Annotated in this window: 13 protein-coding genes and 4 other annotated features (1 of these 17 only partly in view); of the genes, 10 read left to right on the top strand and 3 right to left on the bottom strand. The window is 34.4% G+C overall.

All coding sequences use genetic code 11. The features are described from left to right. Positions 1-174: a binding site (T-box leader), on the top strand; it begins 41 nt to the left of the window's first position. A 45-nt stretch (positions 175-219) separates the two neighbouring features. The 6 genes from argS (at position 220) to ileS (ending at position 11801) form a co-directional block, all read left to right on the top strand. Then, on the top strand, positions 220-1908 hold the full coding sequence (gene argS, locus AC1DKZ_RS25550; RefSeq protein WP_476997310.1) for an arginine--tRNA ligase: 1689 nt from the start codon (positions 220-222) through the stop codon (positions 1906-1908). A 245-nt stretch (positions 1909-2153) separates the two neighbouring features. Beyond that, complete coding sequence (locus tag AC1DKZ_RS25545; RefSeq protein ID WP_431182143.1) at positions 2154-2495, top strand: DUF2085 domain-containing protein; 342 nt, start codon at positions 2154-2156, stop codon at positions 2493-2495. Between the two features lie 17 nt (positions 2496-2512). After that, positions 2513-2725 (top strand): hypothetical protein, encoded by a 213-nt coding sequence (locus tag AC1DKZ_RS25540; protein WP_033709025.1) that lies wholly within the window; start codon positions 2513-2515, stop codon positions 2723-2725. A gap of 121 nt (positions 2726-2846) precedes the next feature. Further along, positions 2847-3725, top strand: coding sequence for a methyltransferase domain-containing protein (locus tag AC1DKZ_RS25535; protein ID WP_431182195.1), 879 nt, complete (start codon positions 2847-2849; stop codon positions 3723-3725). A 379-nt stretch (positions 3726-4104) separates the two neighbouring features. After that, a complete protein-coding gene (locus AC1DKZ_RS25530; protein ID WP_476997309.1) occupies positions 4105-8307 on the top strand; it encodes a C39 family peptidase in 4203 nt (1400 codons plus the stop codon). A 98-nt stretch (positions 8308-8405) separates the two neighbouring features. Beyond that, positions 8406-8644: a binding site (T-box leader), on the top strand. A 55-nt stretch (positions 8645-8699) separates the two neighbouring features. Next, positions 8700-11801: an isoleucine--tRNA ligase gene (gene ileS / locus AC1DKZ_RS25525; RefSeq protein ID WP_476997308.1), complete on the top strand. Its 3102-nt coding sequence runs from the start codon at positions 8700-8702 to the stop codon at positions 11799-11801. Positions 11802-11853: 52 nt separating this feature from the next. Here the strand turns inward: ileS and AC1DKZ_RS25520 are convergent, their stop codons facing one another. Beyond that, the gene (locus AC1DKZ_RS25520; RefSeq protein ID WP_476997307.1) at positions 11854-12939 is read right to left on the bottom strand and encodes a DUF418 domain-containing protein; all 1086 of its coding nucleotides are present in this window, start codon (positions 12937-12939) and stop codon (positions 11854-11856) included. A 1-nt stretch (position 12940) separates the two neighbouring features. Continuing rightward, a complete protein-coding gene (locus AC1DKZ_RS25515; protein WP_002136053.1) occupies positions 12941-13525 on the bottom strand; it encodes a TetR/AcrR family transcriptional regulator in 585 nt (194 codons plus the stop codon). 328 nt (positions 13526-13853) lie between these two features. Here AC1DKZ_RS25515 and AC1DKZ_RS25510 point away from each other — a divergent pair, with 328 nt between their 5' ends. Then, positions 13854-15365, top strand: a complete 1512-nt coding sequence (locus tag AC1DKZ_RS25510) for a M36 family metallopeptidase (protein WP_113937761.1) — start codon at positions 13854-13856, stop codon at positions 15363-15365. Positions 15366-15470: 105 nt separating this feature from the next. On the opposite strand, the gene AC1DKZ_RS25505 is transcribed toward AC1DKZ_RS25510, so the two are convergent. Beyond that, positions 15471-15950: a hypothetical protein gene (locus AC1DKZ_RS25505; RefSeq protein WP_113937762.1), complete on the bottom strand. Its 480-nt coding sequence runs from the start codon at positions 15948-15950 to the stop codon at positions 15471-15473. A 252-nt stretch (positions 15951-16202) separates the two neighbouring features. Next, positions 16203-16414, top strand: a binding site (T-box leader). Positions 16415-16519: 105 nt separating this feature from the next. Between AC1DKZ_RS25505 and aspS the strand changes: the two genes are divergently transcribed. The 3 genes from aspS to AC1DKZ_RS25490 all read left to right on the top strand — a co-directional run bounded on the left by aspS (position 16520) and on the right by AC1DKZ_RS25490 (position 20648). Further along, positions 16520-17818: an aspartate--tRNA(Asn) ligase gene (gene aspS, locus AC1DKZ_RS25500; protein ID WP_476997306.1), complete on the top strand. Its 1299-nt coding sequence runs from the start codon at positions 16520-16522 to the stop codon at positions 17816-17818. Positions 17819-17986: 168 nt separating this feature from the next. Next, positions 17987-18235 (top strand) — a binding site (T-box leader). A gap of 120 nt (positions 18236-18355) precedes the next feature. After that, positions 18356-19696 carry a sodium-dependent transporter gene (locus tag AC1DKZ_RS25495; protein ID WP_113937764.1) on the top strand — a complete coding sequence of 447 codons (1341 nt, stop codon included), beginning with the start codon at positions 18356-18358 and terminating at the stop codon, positions 19694-19696. A 37-nt stretch (positions 19697-19733) separates the two neighbouring features. Then, positions 19734-20648 carry an alpha/beta fold hydrolase gene (locus tag AC1DKZ_RS25490; protein ID WP_476997305.1) on the top strand — a complete coding sequence of 305 codons (915 nt, stop codon included), beginning with the start codon at positions 19734-19736 and terminating at the stop codon, positions 20646-20648. The last annotated feature ends 169 nt before the right edge of the window (positions 20649-20817 follow it).

Genomic DNA, 20817 nt, shown 5'->3' with positions numbered 1-20817 from the left:
AGCGAGCTGGGGATGGTGTGAGCCTAGCGCGGAAGAAAAAGATGAAACGCACTTCGGAGATGCTTCTTGAACGAATAGTAGAGTAAGCCGAGGCCCCCTGTCCTCGTTATAAACGGGAAAGTGGTTCGTAATGAACAACAAGGGTGGTACCACGGGTTAAAACTCGTCTCTTTTTTAGAGACGAGTTTTTTGTGTTTTAAAAAATAAGGAGGTTATAGTATGAATTATAAAACGCAGTTTGCGAAAAGTTTATCGAATGTTTTTACGAATGAATTGACACAAAATCAAATTTTAGATTTAATCGAAACACCAAAACAAGATGAATTCGGAGATGCAGCGTTCCCATGCTTTTCACTAGCGAAGCAATATAAAAAATCACCAGCTATTATAGCGAAGGAATTGGCGGAGAAATTAAATGATCCGTTCTTTACGAAAGTAGAGGCTGTTGGTCCTTATGTAAATGTATTTTTTAATCGTGAAACAGTAAGTGATGAAGTATTAAAAATAATTTTAGCGGAGAAAGAAGAGTACGGTCAAAATCACTTTGGATGTGAAAAAACGGTAGTTATCGATTATTCCTCTCCTAATATCGCGAAACCTTTTTCAATGGGGCATTTACGTTCTACAATGATTGGTAATTCGCTGAAACATATCGCCGGAAAATGTGGGTATGAAGTTGTAGGAATTAATTATATTGGCGATTGGGGAACACAGTTTGGAAAATTAATTACCGCATATAAAAAATGGGGAAATGAAGAGGTAGTTAAAGAGGATCCGATACGTGAGTTATTTAAGTTATATGTTCAATTCCATGAAGAAGTAAAAGAAGACGAAGAACTAGAAGAAGAGGGACGCGCTTGGTTTAAAAAATTAGAAGAAGGCGATGAGGAAGCAGTCGAGCTTTGGAACTGGTTCCGTCACGAATCTTTAAAAGAATTTTCACGTATTTATGAACTTCTCGGTGTGGAATTTACAAACTTTCAAGGAGAAGCTTTTTATAACGATAAAATGGAAGACTTTATTGGGATTTTAGAAGAGCACGATTTACTTGAAGAATCAGAAGGCGCATTAGTCGTTAATTTAGAAAAAGAAGGTATGCCGCCTTGCTTAATTAGAAAATCAGATGGTGCAACTATTTACGCAACGCGTGATTTAACAGCGGCATTGTATCGTCAAAACACATACGAATTTGATAAAGCGCTATATGTAGTTGGCCCAGAACAAAGCTTACATTTTAATCAATTTTTCACTGTATTAAAAAAGCTTGGTTATGACTGGGTCGATGGTATGGAACATGTACCGTTCGGGTTCATATTAAAAGATGGTAAGAAAATGTCGACACGTAAGGGCAGAATTATTTTATTAGAAGAAGTGTTAGAAGAAGCTGTTGCGCTTGCGGAACAAAATATTGAAGAGAAAAATCCGAATTTAAAACAAAAAGAAGAAGTGGCAAAACAAGTCGGTATTGGAGCAGTTATCTTCCACGATTTAAAAAATGAGCGTATGCATAATATCGAATTCTCATTAGAAAATATGTTGAAATTTGAAGGAGAAACAGGGCCATATGTGCAGTACACACATGCGCGTGCTTGTTCAATTTTAAGAAAAGAAAGTGTAGAATTTGAAACTTGTACGTTTGCATTAAAAGATGATTATAGCTGGAGTGTCGTAAAATTACTTAATAAATTCCCGCAAGTAATTGAAGCGGCCTTCAACAAAAATGAGCCATCTACTATTTCAAAATACGTATTAGATGTAGCACAAGCGTTCAATAAATATTATGGAAATGTTCGTATATTAGAAGAGAACGAAGAGAAAGAGAGTAGACTCGCATTAGCTTACGCTGTGACGGTTGTATTAAAAGAGGGATTACGTTTACTTGGGGTAGGGGCACCTGAGGAGATGTAAAATAAAAATTTTGTGCTTATGCGCCGAGAGAAATATTCACATTACTTTACTAATAAACTACAGATCAAATTAAAGCGTAATATAGAGTAACAAAAAGACAAAACAGGCGATTATTAGCCTGTCTTGTCTTTTTGTATTTTCTTAAATAAACTCTTATCTATAAAGAGTTAAACGCTGCGAAGTGTAAGAACTCTATAATTATGTTGCGAAATCAATTAAAATATTTGTAGAGAGGATGGTCCGTATTGATTCGAGCTTTCATTTTACATATTCCTTGTCATAGACTACCGGAAAGAAGTTTTCTTAAACTACAAAAATACATACCTTTATGTGCGCGTTGTACAGGCATGTTTATCGGTATTTTAATGTTTCCAATTTATTTTTATATGACACCTTCGTTTCTGCCTGCAATAATACTATCATTTTCCGCTCAAATTCCGTTATTTATTGATGGATTCACCCAAAAATGGAAATGGAGAAGCAGCACAAATTTACTAAGAGTAACGACTGGTTTATTAAGCGGTAATGGTATGGGGCTATTTATTGCCTCTAGCATTATATGGATAACATCTAAAAGCATATATTAACGGAAGGAGAACTTTACATGTTTTGGATCTACTTAGTTTTAATTCTTATTTCAGGAGGAAGCGGGATTAGTTTTCTCATTTATGAAAGAAATATAGAAGCAATAATTGCTTTTGTTATTTGTACAATATTTATTGTGTTACTCTATTTTCACCTAAAAAGAAATGACGAACATAGAAACTGTGATTGCAGTACATTAGCTTGTACCGATTATACTGATTGTAATTGTTAAATTATGTGAGTGGAAAAGTTAGTGTATCATTTAAGGTATACTAGCTTTTTTTATTAGAAGTGTAGGAATGTGACTATTAAATGGAGAACTTTAGTTTTGTATATAAAAGGAGGTGCTGGACCTGAAAGAGTATGATTGGAATAGTAAGCTAGCGTATTTAAGAAATACGAGAGATTTATATTACAATGACGATTATTTAAGTTTTTTAGTAAATACAGTTTGGAAGATTTCTGAACCGGTACATATTGTTGATTATGGTTGTGGGTATGGTTATTTAGGCTTAGTTTTGTTGCCATTGCTTCCCAAGGGATCAAAGTATACAGGCATTGATAGCGGGGAAGCATTAATAGCTGAAGCGAGAGAGTTGTTTCATTCGCTTCCATATGAATCAGAATTTATTGAAGGAGATGCTACAGAAATTGAATTGGAAAATAAATATGATATAGCAATCTGTCAGGCTTTCTTATTACATATGAGTTCCCCAAAAACGATGCTAGAGAAGATGATACATTCAATTAAACAAGGTGGTAAAATAATCTGTTTTGAACCACATTGGATGTCAAATATGTCTTCATACGTATTAGATGGAGAGAATCAATCGGAAATTATCCAGATAGGTATTTTGCAGAAATTATTTGAAAGGGACACACAGAGAAACGATAAAGATGGAAATATCGGTATCAAAATACCTATGTATTTAAGTGAATTGGGTGTGGGAAATATCGAATGTAGAGTAAGTGATAAGGTGAACTTTTTAGACTCTAATATGCATCATAATGATAAATATAGTTTGTATCATTCATTAAAAGAAGAGGGAATTGCGGGCAATCCAGGTGATAAACAGCAATTTATAGAACTTTTAATGGCCAGAGGATTAACATATGAAGAAGCGTTAGCTCAATATGAAGCGGAACTACGGTTTTTTAAAGCATTTCATATGCATTCATCTTTAGTATATGCTCCGAATATGAAAATTACATTTGGTGAAATAAAGAAGTAAATATCATATTAGAAAAGTAAGAGAGAAGGAGAATTGCTATATTTCTAATATGGATAGGTTATCATTATTATCAAGATTTTTCGGTAAATCGATATATCTTATCAAATCGTTAATATAAATTCATCCACTGAATGAAGGCTCAAAAAAGAAGATAAAACCCATCTTCGAATAATACATGTTATTTCATCAAATTAAACAAAATAACGAGAAAAAGTATCGTTTTTAAGATATTTAGTTATAAACTTGAATAATATTAAATAATATCGTTCATTATATGAGGTTTTAGTTGAATGCATACTATATGATGTGTAAAATCTAAGCAAGTAGGTTAGAATACTGCTTGCAAATGGCAGTATAAATAATAATTTGAGGTGAATGCATGCTAGATTTTAAGAAATTAGAGATTTGTTTGAAAGAAAAGAGATTCGTAGATGGATTACATGAGATAAATAATGAAATTGCGCATATAAAAGAAACGAATAAGTTATCATACGTGAAGAATTGGCTTTCTAACGTCTCGTCACCCAAGGAGTTTGATACATTAATTCGTCTTGCTGATGAAGGTTTGATGCATCAATATAGCTCCTTTTTAATTCGTTATACTTATAAAAAATTCCCAAATATGAGAACGCTCTCTTTATATTGTGATGAATTAATTGATGAACGTAAAATTCTTGATGCTGAACAATTATTAAAAGATTCTTTGGAAAAGGTAAATGAAGAAGAAACTGATGCGGATGTTTTAACGAAAGCATATTTTACGTTAGTTAGATGTTTGTTAGATATGAAGCGAAATGAAGAGGCCTATGCCTATATGCAAAAGGCGGAAAAGTATAGTACACGTGCAGTTTTTGATAAATGGGGTTACTTATTTATACAGACTGGTGAGTGGGAGAAGGCAGAGGAACAACTTTTATCCGGTCAGCAGCATAAAGATTGTGAAGAGTTAGCTACGTACTTATTGGCGCAATTATATGCATATAAAGGTGAACAGCAGCGAGCGTTACAACTCATTAATGATGCGATTGCAAAGTTTCCTCAAGTACCATATTTCTATTTTGAAAAAGTAAAATATTTATTAGATTTAGAGCGCTATGAAGAAATGTTAGCGGTAATAGATAAAATTAATCATATGCTTCCGCATCATGCATATACAACTTATTTTATACATTTACGTGCAGAAGCATTTTATAAAATGAATAATATTCACGATTTGCAAGCACTATTGAAAAGTGAAAAGAGTTTGAAAAATTCTCTATATCATCATATAGAAAAAAATCCTGATGGAAAAAAGGTTCGTTTACCGATAGTTCCGGTTGTACAAAAGGATAACTATTGCGTTCCGACAAGTTTGGAAATGATGTTAGGGGTATGGGGAGAAAAACGTACGCAAGATGAAATTGCACAACATATTTTTGATGTAACAGGTTCTAAGTTTTCAGATACAGTTACATATATAGAAGAGCAAGGTTACGAATATCGTTATTTTCAAGGGAATGAGGAAAATTATAAGAGATTACTCAATCAAGGTATTCCCRTTTTATTAAGTATAGATATTGAGCACGCTTCCCATGTACAAGTGCTTTCTGGTTATGACGATGTACTGCAAGCTTTTTATATTCAAGATCCGAATTTCTTGGAACCGATTCTTGTGGAATATGATAAGTTGCAAGAAAAATATCGTTATACAGATTGTTTAGCTATTACGTTTATACCGAAAGATAGAATAGAACAACTTTCATTTTTAAATGTGGAAGAACACACTTATTATAAAACAATCTTTTCTCTTACAGATCATTTAGGTGAGCAAGATAAAGAGGGGATTGAAAAGTTAGTACTATTTTTAAAAGAAACAAGTGAAAATCCAAACACTTGGTTATATACGATTAAACATTTAGATGCTGAAGTAGATAAAGATTTTATTCAGTTTTGTATAGAAAAATTAATGAAAAAGTTTCCGAGCTCTGACTTTGTGAAATTGCATAGTGCACAGTGTTTTATTCGTCTGYAGGATATGGAAAAAGCAGGACAGATGCTTCAAAGTGTGGAGAAGAAAAGCAATCAAGCGTTGTATCATTTTATAAATGGACGTTTCTCTTTTGAGCAAGATAATTATGCAGAATCGATTGCTAGTTTTCGTTCATCATTACAATTGGATGCAGATCAACCAGTTGCGTGGAGTTTCTTAGCATTATCATACATGTATATGGATCAATCCGAAAAGGGGCTAGAGTATTCTCTAACAGCTATAGAACGTAGTCCAGAAAGGTTTACACTTGTAAATCACGGTTTAATTTTAATAGATTTAGAACGATATGAAGAAGCATATGGATTCTTTAATGATTTATTAAAAGAATATAAATATGAAGCGCACATATGGTATGAACGTGCAAGATGTGCTCAGTATTTAGGGAAAGTCTATTTGGCGGTAAAAGGACTTAAAGTGGCGATTCAATTAGATAAAACAGCAGCCTATTTATATACGAAGCTTTCGGAAATCTATGAATCGGATTTGGATGATGAGAAAAATACGAAGGAAATTCTATTACAAGGAATTCAAAATTGTGAAGATCAGGCGTCTTTATATGTTCGTTTAGGAGATTTTCATTTTCAAAATGATGAACTTGAAGAAGCGGAAACTATATATAAGCGTTCTTTAGAAGAAAATAATGAAGATGTATATTCTCATTTCGGTTTAATTCAAGTTTATATGGCAAAGGAACAATATAAGGATGCAAAAAACTATATTGTCAGTATTAATAAGCAATTTGAAGACAATCAAGATTTCCTTATGAATGCTGGTATGGTGCTATGGGATGCTGAAATAGCATTAGGCGAGGATGAAAAAGAGTTAAAACTTGCACTTTCTAAATTAGAGAACGGTATACGAAGCGTATACGCTAATATAGCGAGCGTGTTGGATGAGTATGTAAATCGAATAAAAGACACAGCTTTTGTGCAACGAGGCATAGCGTTTTTAAGAACGTTAGAAAAAGAGAAAACGGAAGTAATTGAATACGGTTGTTACGCTGGTATTTTATATGAATCTATTGGACAGTATGATCAGGCGATAAAACGGTATAATGATGCACTTAAGAAAAAACAGGATTCATTGCCGTATTTTCGAATCGGTGAAACATTCATGGCGTTAGGGCAATTTCAAGAAGCGAAGCATGCGTATGAAACATGTTTAGAAATGGATAAGAATTTCACAGGTGTACATGTGCAACTAGCAGAAATATATGAAAAAGAAGAAAATAGTTCTAAAGAACAAAGTCATATGGTCCAGGCAATGAAAGAAGAGCCCTTGCATATTAATATGGAATATTTGGCACAGCTTTCAGTAGATTTGAATCTTCATGAAGAATTGCTAGTTGAACTAGAACAATTAGCAGAAGAGGTACCAGAAATATGGCGTTTAGATGCAATTGCATATGTATATGGTGCGATGAATGAGGTAAATAAAGAAAAAGAATATATCGAATGCGCAATGAAAATAGATGAAGCGCATGTGGAAGTACTATATCATTATGCGAAATTGCTAGTTAAAAAGCAGAGTGCAGAAGCAATCGAAGTTGCGCTGAAAGTAATGCATAAAGATTTGGAAAGTGAACGTATTTTTGGTGTGTACGTAAAAGCAATGGAGCAACATAAAAAATTATCCCAAATACGAGACGTACTTCATACGTTAAAGGTGAAAAAAGCAGAAAGAAGTACAGCGTTTATGTATGCAGCTACTGCGGTTGCCGAAAGATTAGTAGAAAGACAGCAAAATGAGCAACCGAAAAAATCTATATTTACAAGAGCATTTTATCGCATGAAAAATCGTGCGAAGGAAATTTCAATGATTACAGTTGTTATCGATTTATTTGAAATCTCCTTAAAGTTAAATCCGAAAAATAGTATGACAGCGCAGCGTTTCGCAATATTTTATGAGAATGCGGCGATGAATAAAGAAGCTATAGAGGTTTTACAAACATCGTTAGAAAATAAGTGGGATTATGATGTAGCGAAGCAACTTGTAAATCTTTTCATTGAGTGTGAAGAAGAAGATATGTTACGAGATGCTTTTGAATTAACGAAACAAATGGTTCGCGAGCTACCGGATGATTATGATACACTTCTTCTACAAGCGAATGTATTATGTAAGCTAGGCGAAGAAAGAAAAGCCGAAAAAATTTACTTGCAATTAATTGAGAAAACACCATTTGTAAGTAGAGGATTCCTTTCTTTAGCAGAAATATATCAAAGTCAAGAGAGAATTGAGGACTCGATTCAGTTATTAGAAGACGCTTCTGTACATCATCCAAATGAAACAGCAATTCTTCTTGCTTTAGCATCTTCGTATCATAGAGCTGGGCAAACGACAAAGGCAGAAAAAATAACAAGTGAAATATTAGCAATTGATGCTACTGACTTGCTAGCAAGATACGATCATGCTTGTTATTTAACATTATTAAACAGAAATGAAGAGGCAAGAGATGAACTTGAAATTGTGCTTCGTGAAGATGAAACAGGATTTTTCGCTGAACTTGCAGAGGAAGATGAAGATTTAGCAGGATTGCGAGAATTTGAAAAGTAATTGTATAAGAATAGAGAAAAAGGGTATAAATAAAAATATATTTCGAATTAGTTGACAATTAATTGTTTAATGGCATAAAATAACTTTTAATAAAGTATACAAATCTGAAGACGAGAAAGAGTAAAATAGTGAGCTGTTCTCCAGAGAGCCGGTGTATTGCTGAAAGCCGGTGTGCAGACGTTATTTGAAAATCATCTCCGAGGAGCCGTGGCTGAATAAAGTAAGCTCGGACGGATGTCTACCGTTACAAAGAACGCGTATGTTAGTACGTTGCTAAGTGCTATTAGTGAAAAGCTAATAGAATTAGGGTGGTAACGCGGGTAAACCCGTCCCTACTTCATAGGGACGGGTTTTTTGTGTGCTTTTTAAAACATTCAAAGGAGTGATTGTACATGAAAAAAGTAGATGTAAAAGAGTCAGCTGTAGAGAGAGAAAAACGTATTCGTAAGCAGTGGAATGAACAAAGTATTTTCGAGCAATCAATTCAGAATCGAGAAGGTGCACAATCTTTTGTGTTTTATGAAGGGCCACCGACAGCGAACGGATTACCACACGTCGGCCATGCACTTGGGCGGGCGATTAAAGATTTAGTAGCGAGATATAAAACGATGGCTGGATATAAAGTGTTAAGAAAAGCCGGATGGGATACACATGGATTACCTGTAGAATTAGGTGTTGAAAAGCAACTTGGTATTTCAGGTAAACATGAAATCGAAGAGTACGGCATTGAACCATTTATTCAAAAGTGTAAAGAGAGTGTATTCACATATGAGAAGCAGTGGCGTGAATTTACGGAGAGTATTGGATATTGGGTAGATATGGATGATCCGTATGTTACTCTAGAGAATCCATATATCGAAAGTGTATGGAATATTTTAGGGACGATTCATGAAAAAGGCTTGTTATATAAAGGGCATAGAGTTTCACCGTACTGCCCAAGCTGTCAAACATCTCTTAGTTCACATGAAGTTGCACAAGGATATAAAACAGTGAAAGATTTAAGCGCGACAGTTAAGTTTAAAGTGAAAAATAGTGAAAATGAATATTTCCTTGGATGGACGACAACGCCGTGGACACTTCCAGCGAATGTTGCACTTGCTGTACATCCAAATATGGAATACGTTAAAGCGAAACAAGAAGGGTATGTATACATTGTTGCGAAAGAGCGTGTACAAGAAGTACTAAAAGAAAACTATGAAGTATTATCCGTTCATAAAGGCGAAGAATTAGTAAACACATCTTATACAGCACCGTTTCCGATGAAGGAAGTTACAAATGGGTACCACGTAATTGCAGCAGATTTTGTAACTGCAGATAGTGGTACAGGACTCGTTCATATCGCTCCAGCATATGGGGAGGACGATTATAGAGTCGTTCAAAGTGAAGGATTGTCGTTCTTACATGTTGTAGATGAGAAAGGTGAGTATACGGATGCAGTACCATTTCTTAAAGGTAAGTTTGTAAAAGAATGTGACGTTGATATCGTTCGTTATTTAGCTAAAGAAGGTTTGCTATATCATAAAGAAAAATATGAACATAGCTATCCGCATTGCTGGCGCTGTGATTCACCATTACTTTATTATGCAGGAGAAAGCTGGTTAATCCGAACAACTGAGATTAAAGAAACATTTTTACGAAATAATGATTCTGTTAAGTGGTATCCAGACCATATGAAGCATGGACGGTTTGGTAAGTTTTTAGAAAATATGGTGGACTGGAATATTAGCCGGAATAGATATTGGGGAACACCGTTAAACGTATGGGAATGTGAAAGCTGCGATCATCAATTCGCACCGAAAAGCATTGCCGAATTAAGAAAGCATAGTACGAAAGAAACACCTGAAGATTTAGAATTGCATAAGCCGTATGTAGATGAAGTGCAAGTTTGCTGCGAAAAATGCGGAAGTACAATGAATCGTACACCAGAAGTAATCGATGTTTGGTTTGATAGTGGTTCCATGCCGTTTGCACAATATCATTATCCATTTGAAAATAAAGAGTTATTTGAAGAACAGTTTCCAGCAGATGTTATTGCAGAAGGCATTGATCAAACACGCGGATGGTTTTATAGTTTATTAGCAGTATCAGCACTATATACAGGAAAAGTACCTTATAAACGAGTGTTATCACTAGGGCATGTTCTAGACGAGGAAGGACAGAAAATGTCTAAAAGTAAAGGAAATGCACTAGATCCAGTTGATTTAGTAAATCAGTTTGGTGCAGATGCTTTAAGATGGGCTCTACTTGTTGACAGTGCTCCGTGGAATGCGAAGCGTTTTTCTGAAAGAACAGTACTGGAAGCAAAATCTAAATTTGTAGATACGTTAGTCAACGTATATAGCTTCTACGTTTTATATGCAAATTTAGATGAGTATAATCCGAATGAAACCTATGATGTAAAGCGAACGAAATTGGATGAATGGGTATTATCAAGATTGCATAGCACAACGAAAAAAGTGAGAACAGCACTTGATGATTATCAATTTACGAATGCAGCTCGTGAAATCGCGGCGCTTGTAGATGAAGTGAGTAACTGGTACGTAAGACGATCACGTAATCGTTTCTGGGAGTCTGGTATGAATGCTGAAAAAGCAGCTGCGTATGAGACACTTCATGAAGTACTTGTGACAATTAGTAAATTAATTGCACCATTTACACCGTTTGTAGCTGAGGATATTCATCTGAATTTAGAAGGAAGAAGCGTTCATTTAGCAGATTATCCGGTTGTAAACGAATCACTTATCCAGCCTGAGTTAGAAGCAGAAATGGGTGCTGTTTTACAAGTTGTTGAACTTGGAAGAAGTAATCGTAATCAACATTCATTAAAAGTAAAACAGCCGTTAGCAGAACTTGTATTACTAGCGCATAATGAAAATGATATGGATTGGGAATCTTATCGTGATATCATCATGGATGAGCTAAATGTAAAAGCGTTCCATGTTGAACTCGATGAAACGAAATACACGTCCTATCAATTAAAGCTGAATTTTAAAACAGCTGGGCCGAATTTTGGTAAAAGTGTGAATGCAGTAAATGGTTGGCTAAAACAATTATCAAAAGAAGAAGTACAACACTTTGTATCTACAGAAAGAGCAGTTTACGAAGTAGCACCAGGAGAAGAAGTAGTTGTAACAGCTGAAGATGTATTAGTAGAGAAAGTTGCGAAATCAGGATTTTCAAATACGACTAACGGTCAATATACGGTAATGTTAGATACGAATGTAACGGAAGAATTGTTACAAGAAGGAGTAGCACGTGAATTTATTCGTGCAGTTCAAGAATATCGTAAGCAGTTGAATTTACCAGTTAATTTACGAGTGGATGTAATTCTTGATACAGAAGAAGAACTACAGCAAACGTTAACGAATCATAAAGATTTATTAGAAGAAAACTTACTCGTCAAGCAATTTACATTTGGTCACTTAACGAATGAGGACGATGAACTTTCTTTAGGTGAGACAAAGATCCGAATTAAATTAAACGCGGCTAATTAAAGAAAAAAGGAAGTTGGAATCATTCCAACTTCCTTTTTTGTATGAAGATAAATTAATCAGTTATTTTCCGCATAATCCATTCGATAGGTCCTCTAGAAAAGTTCCTTCGCCATAATACGCTAAATAAAATACTGAAAATGAAAAATGCAGTAGCAAATAATAAAACGAAAAGTAGTGTTTGATGTTCCATACGATTTAATACAATCAATGCGCCAATACCGATAAATACATGACTTACATAATGCGTTAATGTTAATTGTCCTGTTTGTATAATGGAAGTAATAAACCAATTATTTTCATATTTTTCAGCAATGTAGAGGCAGATTATTAATATAGCAATAGCAGATCCTGTAGCGGATGCGACGTATAATATATTGGGTAAAATGGGTCCTGTGTTAAACAAAAATGTAGAGGCTGCTTCACCAATGTATGGGATAAAAAGGTGTGTTAACCCTTTTGATAATAGCTCTACAATTACGGTTACTGTTAAACCCAGTAAGAACAACCAATGTCTAATTTTCCTATTATGAAGATCTAACCTGCCAATTATCATACCGATTAAGAAGAAAGAAAACCATGGGAAAATAGGGTGATAGCCATTAAAAAATAAGTTGCGAAGAAAACCTGTTAAGGTCCAAAAGTCTATATAGTTTATAAATGGGATTGTGCCTCTCCATCCTTCGAAGGCGTTGAAAGTAAGTTGGAGATATTGTGCAGCAAGTAAAATAATGATAGAAAGCCATATTAGTATAGTTCTTCGTACAGTAATTAGTAATGCAGCGATGAAAAGGTAAACGCCGTAGTAGTGTAAAATATCACCCGTCCATTCCATTACATACAATAATAATCCTAAAATAAATAAGAATAGTGATCGTTTCCAAATCAATATTCGGCTGGTATTGATTTTTATTTTCTCTTGGCTAGCAACAGATGATTTAGTCATTAAAGTTATGCCAATCCCAGCAAGTATAACAAACAAGGCAGAAGCTCTACCTTCAAAAAGTGTCATAGAGATTTTTAACAGAGGAGGTCCATTTCCTTCCGCCCCTGTTATCACCATGAAATTAACTAGTAACATTCCAAACATTGCCCACGCTTTAGCAAAATCTAAGCCGATAATGCGCTTTTTTGTATTCACTTCAATCCCTGCTTTCAAAAATGCTATTTACAGCTTCAATCCATATTTGTTTATAATCCATATCTAAATGTAACATCATAAAATTCCCAATATTATCAAGAACTAATGCTAACATATGAGCTTTTGAAACTAGATTTTTATTTTGAATGAGTTGAAGTTCATTTGCTTTTGTTAGGAGTGATTCAAATCCGTTTAAATATTCTGTTTGTACAGTTAGTAATCGATCTTTGTACATATCGTTTCTTGAAGATAGTAATACATATTCTTGTAATACACGATTAAAATAAGGATCTTTCTGTTGTTCGTCTATCATTTTAAAGCCAATTTCAACACATTTCTCAATGAAATTCTCTTTCGTAAATTCTTCAGTATGAAAGAATGAGGAGAACTGCATCGCTGCACATAATTCATTAAAAATACTTTCAATTAATGCATCTTTAGATTTAAAGTAATAATAAATAGATGGCTTGGCAATACCAACTTCTTCAGCAATCATTGTATAGGTCGTTTTGGCAATGCCGTGTCCGGCAAATAGTCGATAACTTGCTTCGACTATGGAAGAGAGTGTTTCTTCACTTTTGCTCATGATAAGTCCTCCTAATAAAAAAGGTTACATAAATCGTATCATTCATTAATATTATTTTCAACCTATCGTTAGGTAAAAAATAACTTATTTTTTTACACATTACTTTAAAAAGCATAAGGTAAAGAAATTTACAAAAGAAATATATTTCTACAGTATTTTTCTCGTTTCACACATAAATATTGAGAAAATTTCACTTACCCAAAATGTAAAGGTAATAGAATTGTTTGTATAGAATTACTCGTAGATTCACTTTATTTCGTTACTTGTGGACAGGAATAGCCTTATAGGAATGGGGTAAAGTTTTCAATTTATTAGGGGGAGTGGTTCTATGTTAAACAAAAAAATGGTGGCAATGGCAATGACTGTGCCATTAGTAATGGGGACAATTTCTACTGTTTCAGCACTGGAAAAACAACAGCAAGTAAAGTTAGAAGCTTATTCACCACAGAAAAAAGCAATTGAATATTTAAAGGGACATGCTACGGAATATGGATTGAAGGCAGACCTTTCAGACTTGCAATATATTTCTACAACAGAAACGTCAGTAGCTTCATATGTTAGATTCCAACAAGTGGTCAATGGTGCGCCTGTATTTTCAAAACAAATTACAGTTACTCTTAACGGAGAGGGAAAAGGATTACTTGCGATTTCAGATTATCAGCCTGTTACAGGTGTGAAGGAAGTTACGAAAAAAATTAGTGAAAAAGATGCAGAACAAAAATCGATGGCGTATGTTGGAGGAGAAAGTGAGCAAAACTTATGGGCTCCTACAGAAAAAGAATTCGGATATATTGTTGAAGAGGGAGTCGCTATTCCTGTATATAAAGTGGTAGTCCATTCTAATAATCCATTCGGTGCATGGGAAACATTCATTGATGCGGAAAATGGAAAGTTAATTAAAAAAGTTGATATAAACCGAAAAGCAGAAGGAACAGGAAAAGTATTTTTACCTAACCCTGTCGTATCTAGTGGAAGTTTAGCAGGGTTAAAAGATAATAATGATGCAGATTCAACAGCATTAACGAATCAATTGAAAACTGTTACGTTAAAAGGTTTAGATGGTACAGGATTTTTAATTGGTGAGTATGTTACGATTTCTTCAAAAGCGAAGACGAAATCTACAAACTTACAATTTAACTATACACGTGCAAATGATAGTTTTGAAGATGTTATGTCATATTATCATATTGATACATTACAGCGTTACATTCAAGGATTAGGTTTTCAAAATATTAATAAACGTTCGATTAAAGTGAATGTAAATGGTACAACTGACGATAATTCATTCTATTCTCCATCAACGAAAGCTTTAACTTTCGGTACTGGCGGAGTAGATGATGCAGAAGATGCTGGCATTATTGCGCATGAATATGGTCATTCTATTCAAGATAATCAAGTGCCAGGATTCGGAAGTTCACCAGAAGGTGGAGCGATGGGAGAAGGATTTGGAGACTTCTTAGGTGCTACTTATGAAGATGCAGTATCGACAACAGGATACGGGAAAGCATGTATTGGAGAATGGGATGCGACTGCTTATTCTAGTTCAGATCCGACGTGCTTACGCCGATTAGATACGAATAAAGTATACCCGAAAGATATAACGAATGAAGTGCATAATGATGGCGAAATTTGGGCTCAAGGTCAATACGAAATGGCGCAATCTTTTGGACGTGATGTAGCAACAAAAATTATTTTACAATCACATTGGTCATTAACGCCAAATGCGAAATTCCGTGATGGAGCGAAAGCGATTAAGCAAGCAGATGCTCTTTTATACGGCGGGCAACATGCTGCTGAAATCGATCGTATTTGGGCAGCGAGAGGAATTAGTACGAATTAATTAAAAACGTCGTGGCATTTATAAGCCACGACGTTTTTAATTTGCTTAAGAACTGGTACTAGAAAATTTATTGGTAGCGGTAATAATGTACATATACCGATAAGTTCACTTTACTGCTTCTTTAAAAACAAAATGCTCTTTAAATTTTCTAGATTCAACTTTTTGACCGTTTCTCATAGAGCGGAAAGGATGTTCTTGCCACGTAATGATCACGTCAACTTTATCCGATTTTGTAGAAACTGGAAAATTAGCGTGTTCAAATCCAGTTTTTCCGCCCGCTAGACGACTTTCTTTTAGGGAAAAGAGTTCATATTTTGTTTTCGTATTTGGTTCATTCCGAAAAACTTCAACTTGTACATTATACACTTCACTTTTTCCAAGATTTTTTACAGAGAAATGATATGTTTGAAATACACCTTTTTTGGGTTGTAACAATTTTTCACTCGTTCTTTTTACTTCATCAATATTTACTTGCCATTGATCAGAATTTTGAGAGATTGGTAAAGATTTTGGTGAATAGGCATATGCTTCATTAACTACAACTAAGCATAATAGTAGGAGAAAGAAACTAATTGTTTTTTTCATATGTACACCTCCGATAAAACTTTAATAATAATATGCGTGGGAAACTCGTGTTTTATGTAATAAAATGGAAAAAAGTTCGATTGAAAGAATTTGATAAGGATAAAATATTTCTAAGCTGTCAAATGATAATTGTATAGAGTTCAATGTTCATGTTACATATCTTTAGAAGGGCTCTGTTTAGTGAAAAATCGCAATATTTTTCTAAAAGGGCTTGCGTTTTATAAAATAAAGAGATAGAATACTCTGTAAATATAAAAAGTGATGATTAGGAAAAGTACATGATGCAAGGGTCTACAGAGAGCAATCGGTTGCTGGGAAGATTGCGATACCGCATGATGGAAAGACACCTGTGAGTGTTGCTTTGAACGTGATAATTAGTAAAAGCAAACGGTACCTACCGTTATCAGGGCTAAGATGGTCATTATGACAATTTGGGTGGTACCGCGGAAAAATCCGTCCCTATTTATAGGGGCGGATTTTTGTATTCTTTGAAAGGAGGTGAGTGACCGTGGATGATGACGATGACAACAATAACGTAAATAAAAATAAAATTAATGGAGGGAAATATAATGGATCAAATAATGAAGCGTTCACTCACACGAGAATGTACGGAACATGGCGGGAAGGTTGTATTACTACAAGGATGGGTAAAAAAGATTCGTCATCTAGGGAATGTTAGTTTTTTATTATTAAGGGACCGAACGGGAGTTATTCAATGTGTATTAGAAAACGAGTTAGCCGGATACAAAGTTGATGTTGAAAGTGTGGTCCAAATAATTGGAGAAATAGTAGAGACACCGAAAACAGAATTAGGTGTTGAAGTACTTGCACATGAAGTGGAAGTACTAAATGGAGCAGAATCACTCCCATTTGAAATAAATAAAAAAAAGTTACAAGTTGGCCTAGATCAATTATTGAATGAGCGAGTATTATCGTTAAGGCATGAGCGAATCGCGGCGGTATTTAAAGTGAAATCTATACTCGTTCAGAGCTTTAGTGAATTCCTAATAGAGAACGATTTCACACGTATATTTACTCCGAAAATTGTCTCGCAAGGGGCAGAAGGAGGAGCGAATGTTTTTAAGCTTCCATATTTCCAAAAAGAAGCGTATTTAGCTCAATCACCACAGTTTTATAAACAAATGATGGTAGCGGGAGGACTCGAACGTGTTTTTGAAATTGCTCCTGTGTACCGGGCTGAACATCATAACTCTTCAAGACATTTAAATGAATATATATCGTTAGATGTAGAACTTGGATTTATTCATGATTTTCATGAAGTAATGCAATTAGAAACAGATATTTTACGATACATGTTTCAACAAGTAGGAGAAAAATGTGAAAAAGAACTACAACTATTACAAATAACAGTACCTGTCATTACAGAAATTCCTAAAATCACATTGGCAGAAGCGCAAGAAATTTTGAAAATGAAGTATCGGAAAGAATCTCCTGAAGGGGATTTAGATACAGAAGGTGAAAAGTTACTAGGGAAATATGTGAAGGAAACATATAAAAGTGAATTTGTCTTTATTACACATTATCCGAAAGAATCGCGACCGATGTATACAATACCGAATAAGGAGAATGAAGCCGTAACGGATTCATTTGACCTATTATATAAAGGATTAGAAATAACGTCAGGTGCACAGCGTATTCACAATCATGAAATGTTACTCGCATCTTTTAAAGAAAAAGGATTACATCCAGAGAAATTTCAATCGTATGTAGATACATTCCGCTACGGATGTCCACCGCATGGTGGCTTTGGAATTGGATTAGAACGAGTTGTGTATAAGCTTTTAGAATTATCAAATGTTAGAGAAGCGAGTGCTTTTCCGAGAGATTGTACACGTCTTATACCATAAAAAAGCATCTTCGCGATTATCGCGAAGATGCTTTTTTACTGTTCTTTCATTTTTACATTGAAAGTTTATAAAAATCATTTTCGACAAAAAATTAACATAGCCCTTGACAGTTATAAATATAACCGATATACTTCATATTAATTTCAAAAGAAAATATATTCTAAATATTAAAATGCATTGAATAGGAGTAGTAAGGTCATGTATTTGTACAGAGAGCTATGGGTTGGTGCGACATAGTCAAATGACATCCTGAACTCGCCTAGGAGCAGTAAGGTGGAACGGAATCACATTCTTAGTAAATCTTAACGGTTAACCTTCGATATTAGGTTTGTAATCAAACGATTACTACTAAGGTGGATTCATAATGGAATCAATAAGGGTGGTACCGCGTTAAGTAAATGGCTTAGCGTCTCTTTATATAGAGACGCTAAGCCATTTTTTTATTTTATAGAAAAAGAAATGGAGGTTTTATTCAGATTGATCAATAATATTTATTTGTTTATTAATATAAAATGATTTTAACAGGAGGAAAATAGGATGAAACAGACGGAGCAATGGACTTCGAAATTAGGTTTTATAATGGCAGCAGCAGGATCAGCAATTGGACTTGGCGCAATATGGAAGTTTCCTTATATCGCTGGAAAGAGCGGGGGAGGGGCATTCTTTTTAATCTTTATATTATTTACTGTATTAATTGGACTACCGCTACTTATAGCTGAATTTATGATTGGACGCAGTACACAGAAACAAGCAGTTGGAGCATTTAAAAGTATCGCACCAAATACAGGATGGCACTGGATTGGCCGTCTTGGCGTTGGAACTTGTTTTATATTGCTATCATTTTATAGTGTTGTAGGTGGCTGGGTTTTAATATATTTTTTCAGGGGAGTAACAGGACAGCTTATTACTCCGGGACAAAATTATAGTGCATTATTCACAGAGACAATTGGAAATCCGACTTGGGCCATTATCGGTCATTTTGCATTTATGTTCATTACGATATGGGTTGTATCAAAAGGTGTACAAAATGGAATTGAAAAAGCAAGTAAATATATGCTACCAGCATTGTTCGTTTTATTTGTCGCTCTTATTATTCGTTCATTAACACTGGATAATGCGATGCAAGGCGTGAAGTTTTTCTTACAACCAGATTTCTCGAAGATTACTTCAGAAAGTATTTTATTCGCAATGGGCCAATCATTCTTTGCGATTAGTATAGGGATTTCGATTATGGTTACGTATAGCTCGTATTTAAATAAAAAAGAAAGTTTACCAAAATCAGCAATAACAATTGTTGGATTGAATTTATTCGTCTCTTTATTTGCAGGTCTTGCCATTTTTCCAGCAGTATTTTCGTTAGGCATGGAGCCGACAGAAGGGCCAGGCTTACTATTTATCGTATTGCCATCTGTATTTAGCCAAATTCCATTCGGAGGATTGTTCTTAACTGTATTTCTTGCGCTATTTACATTTGCCACATTAACCTCGGCATTTTCTCTACTAGAGACGGTTGTTTCAGCATTAGCAAATGGTGAACAAGAAAGAAGAGCTAAACTATCATGGATCATCGGGTTCTGCATTTTCCTAGCAGGTATACCATCTGCCTTATCATTTGGAGTATGGAGTGATATTACGATTTTTGGGAAGAATATTTTTGATGCAGTAGACTTCTTATCTAGTAATATATTAATGCCGCTGGGAGCATTATTTATTAGTATTTTCGTATCATTCAAGATGGAAAAGAAAGTGTTAGAAGCTGAATTTTTTGTAGGTGGAAATTATGGAAAGATAGTATTTACTATCTGGGCATTTTTACTTCGATTTGTAGCACCACTTGCGATAGTTATCGTATTTTTAAATGTAATAGGGATTATTTAAGTTTAAATGTTATAATATTCAGTAAAAAAAGAAGGTGATGATAATAAAAACAAATTTGATTGAAGTTGGGAAATATATGAACATTAGAGGGAAAAAGCTATACGTTGAAACACATGGAAGTCCTAAAAATAAACCAGTATTATTTTTACACGGTGGCCCAGGTGAAAGCTGTTATGATTTTTCATTTTATCAAGCAGTACGATTAAAAGATTCCTTATATGTCATTATGATAGATCAAAGAGGAGTTTGTCGATCAGAAGGAATTACTGAGGAAGAACCTTTTGGATTAAATGATTTAGTTGAAGACTGTGAGGAAATAAGAAAACTATTACAAATTGAGAAATGGTCTGTAATCGGGCACTCTTTCGGTGGATATTTAGCGTTGTTATATGCGTCGATGTATCCAAATTCAATAGAGAAAATAATATTTGAAGGTCCGACTTTCGATTTTGCATTAACAAGTAGGGCTCTATTACAAAAGACAGGAACGTTATTAAAAAAGTATGGAAAAGAAGCGGGAGCAGAAGACTGCTTTGCTTATTCATCTAATAATGCTAGTTCAGAAGAGTTGTTAGAAGCTTATATAAGATTAAGTGCTGAATTAGAAGAAAAAAGAATGGAGATTTACAATTATAAAAAAGATGAGACAGACGATAGTTTATATAGTGATGAAGAGTGGGAAGTATTTTCAAATCGCTCCAAAATTCATTTTGATAGATTAAAATTAGAGGGAGCATGTCATACGTCATTATTATCTAAAATAAAAGATATACAAAATCCAATGTTATTAATTGTAGGAAAATACGATGTAGTAACGTGTGAAAAACAAATTGAAATATTTAATAATGATGCTTCAAATGGGAAGTATATTGTATTCGGAGAAAGTGGTCATTCACCGCATTATGAAGAAGCAGAGAGATTCGCAGAAACAATCATTCATTTTTTGAAATAAAAAAAAGGTGCTTCTAATAATGAACTGTACCCCGAATCATGGACACTTAAAAAAAGCCCCATGATTCGGGGTTTTTGTGTATTTTTATCAAAAAACCTCGTTATAATGGAACCAACGATAGAAATGAGGTACGGAGAATGGGTAAAATTATTTTTAACGAAATTCAAAT

Source organism: Bacillus sp. 05T21, from assembly GCF_056396785.1.
Note: the sequence above shows the minus strand (reverse complement) of the source record. Positions and strands in the feature narration are given on the sequence as shown.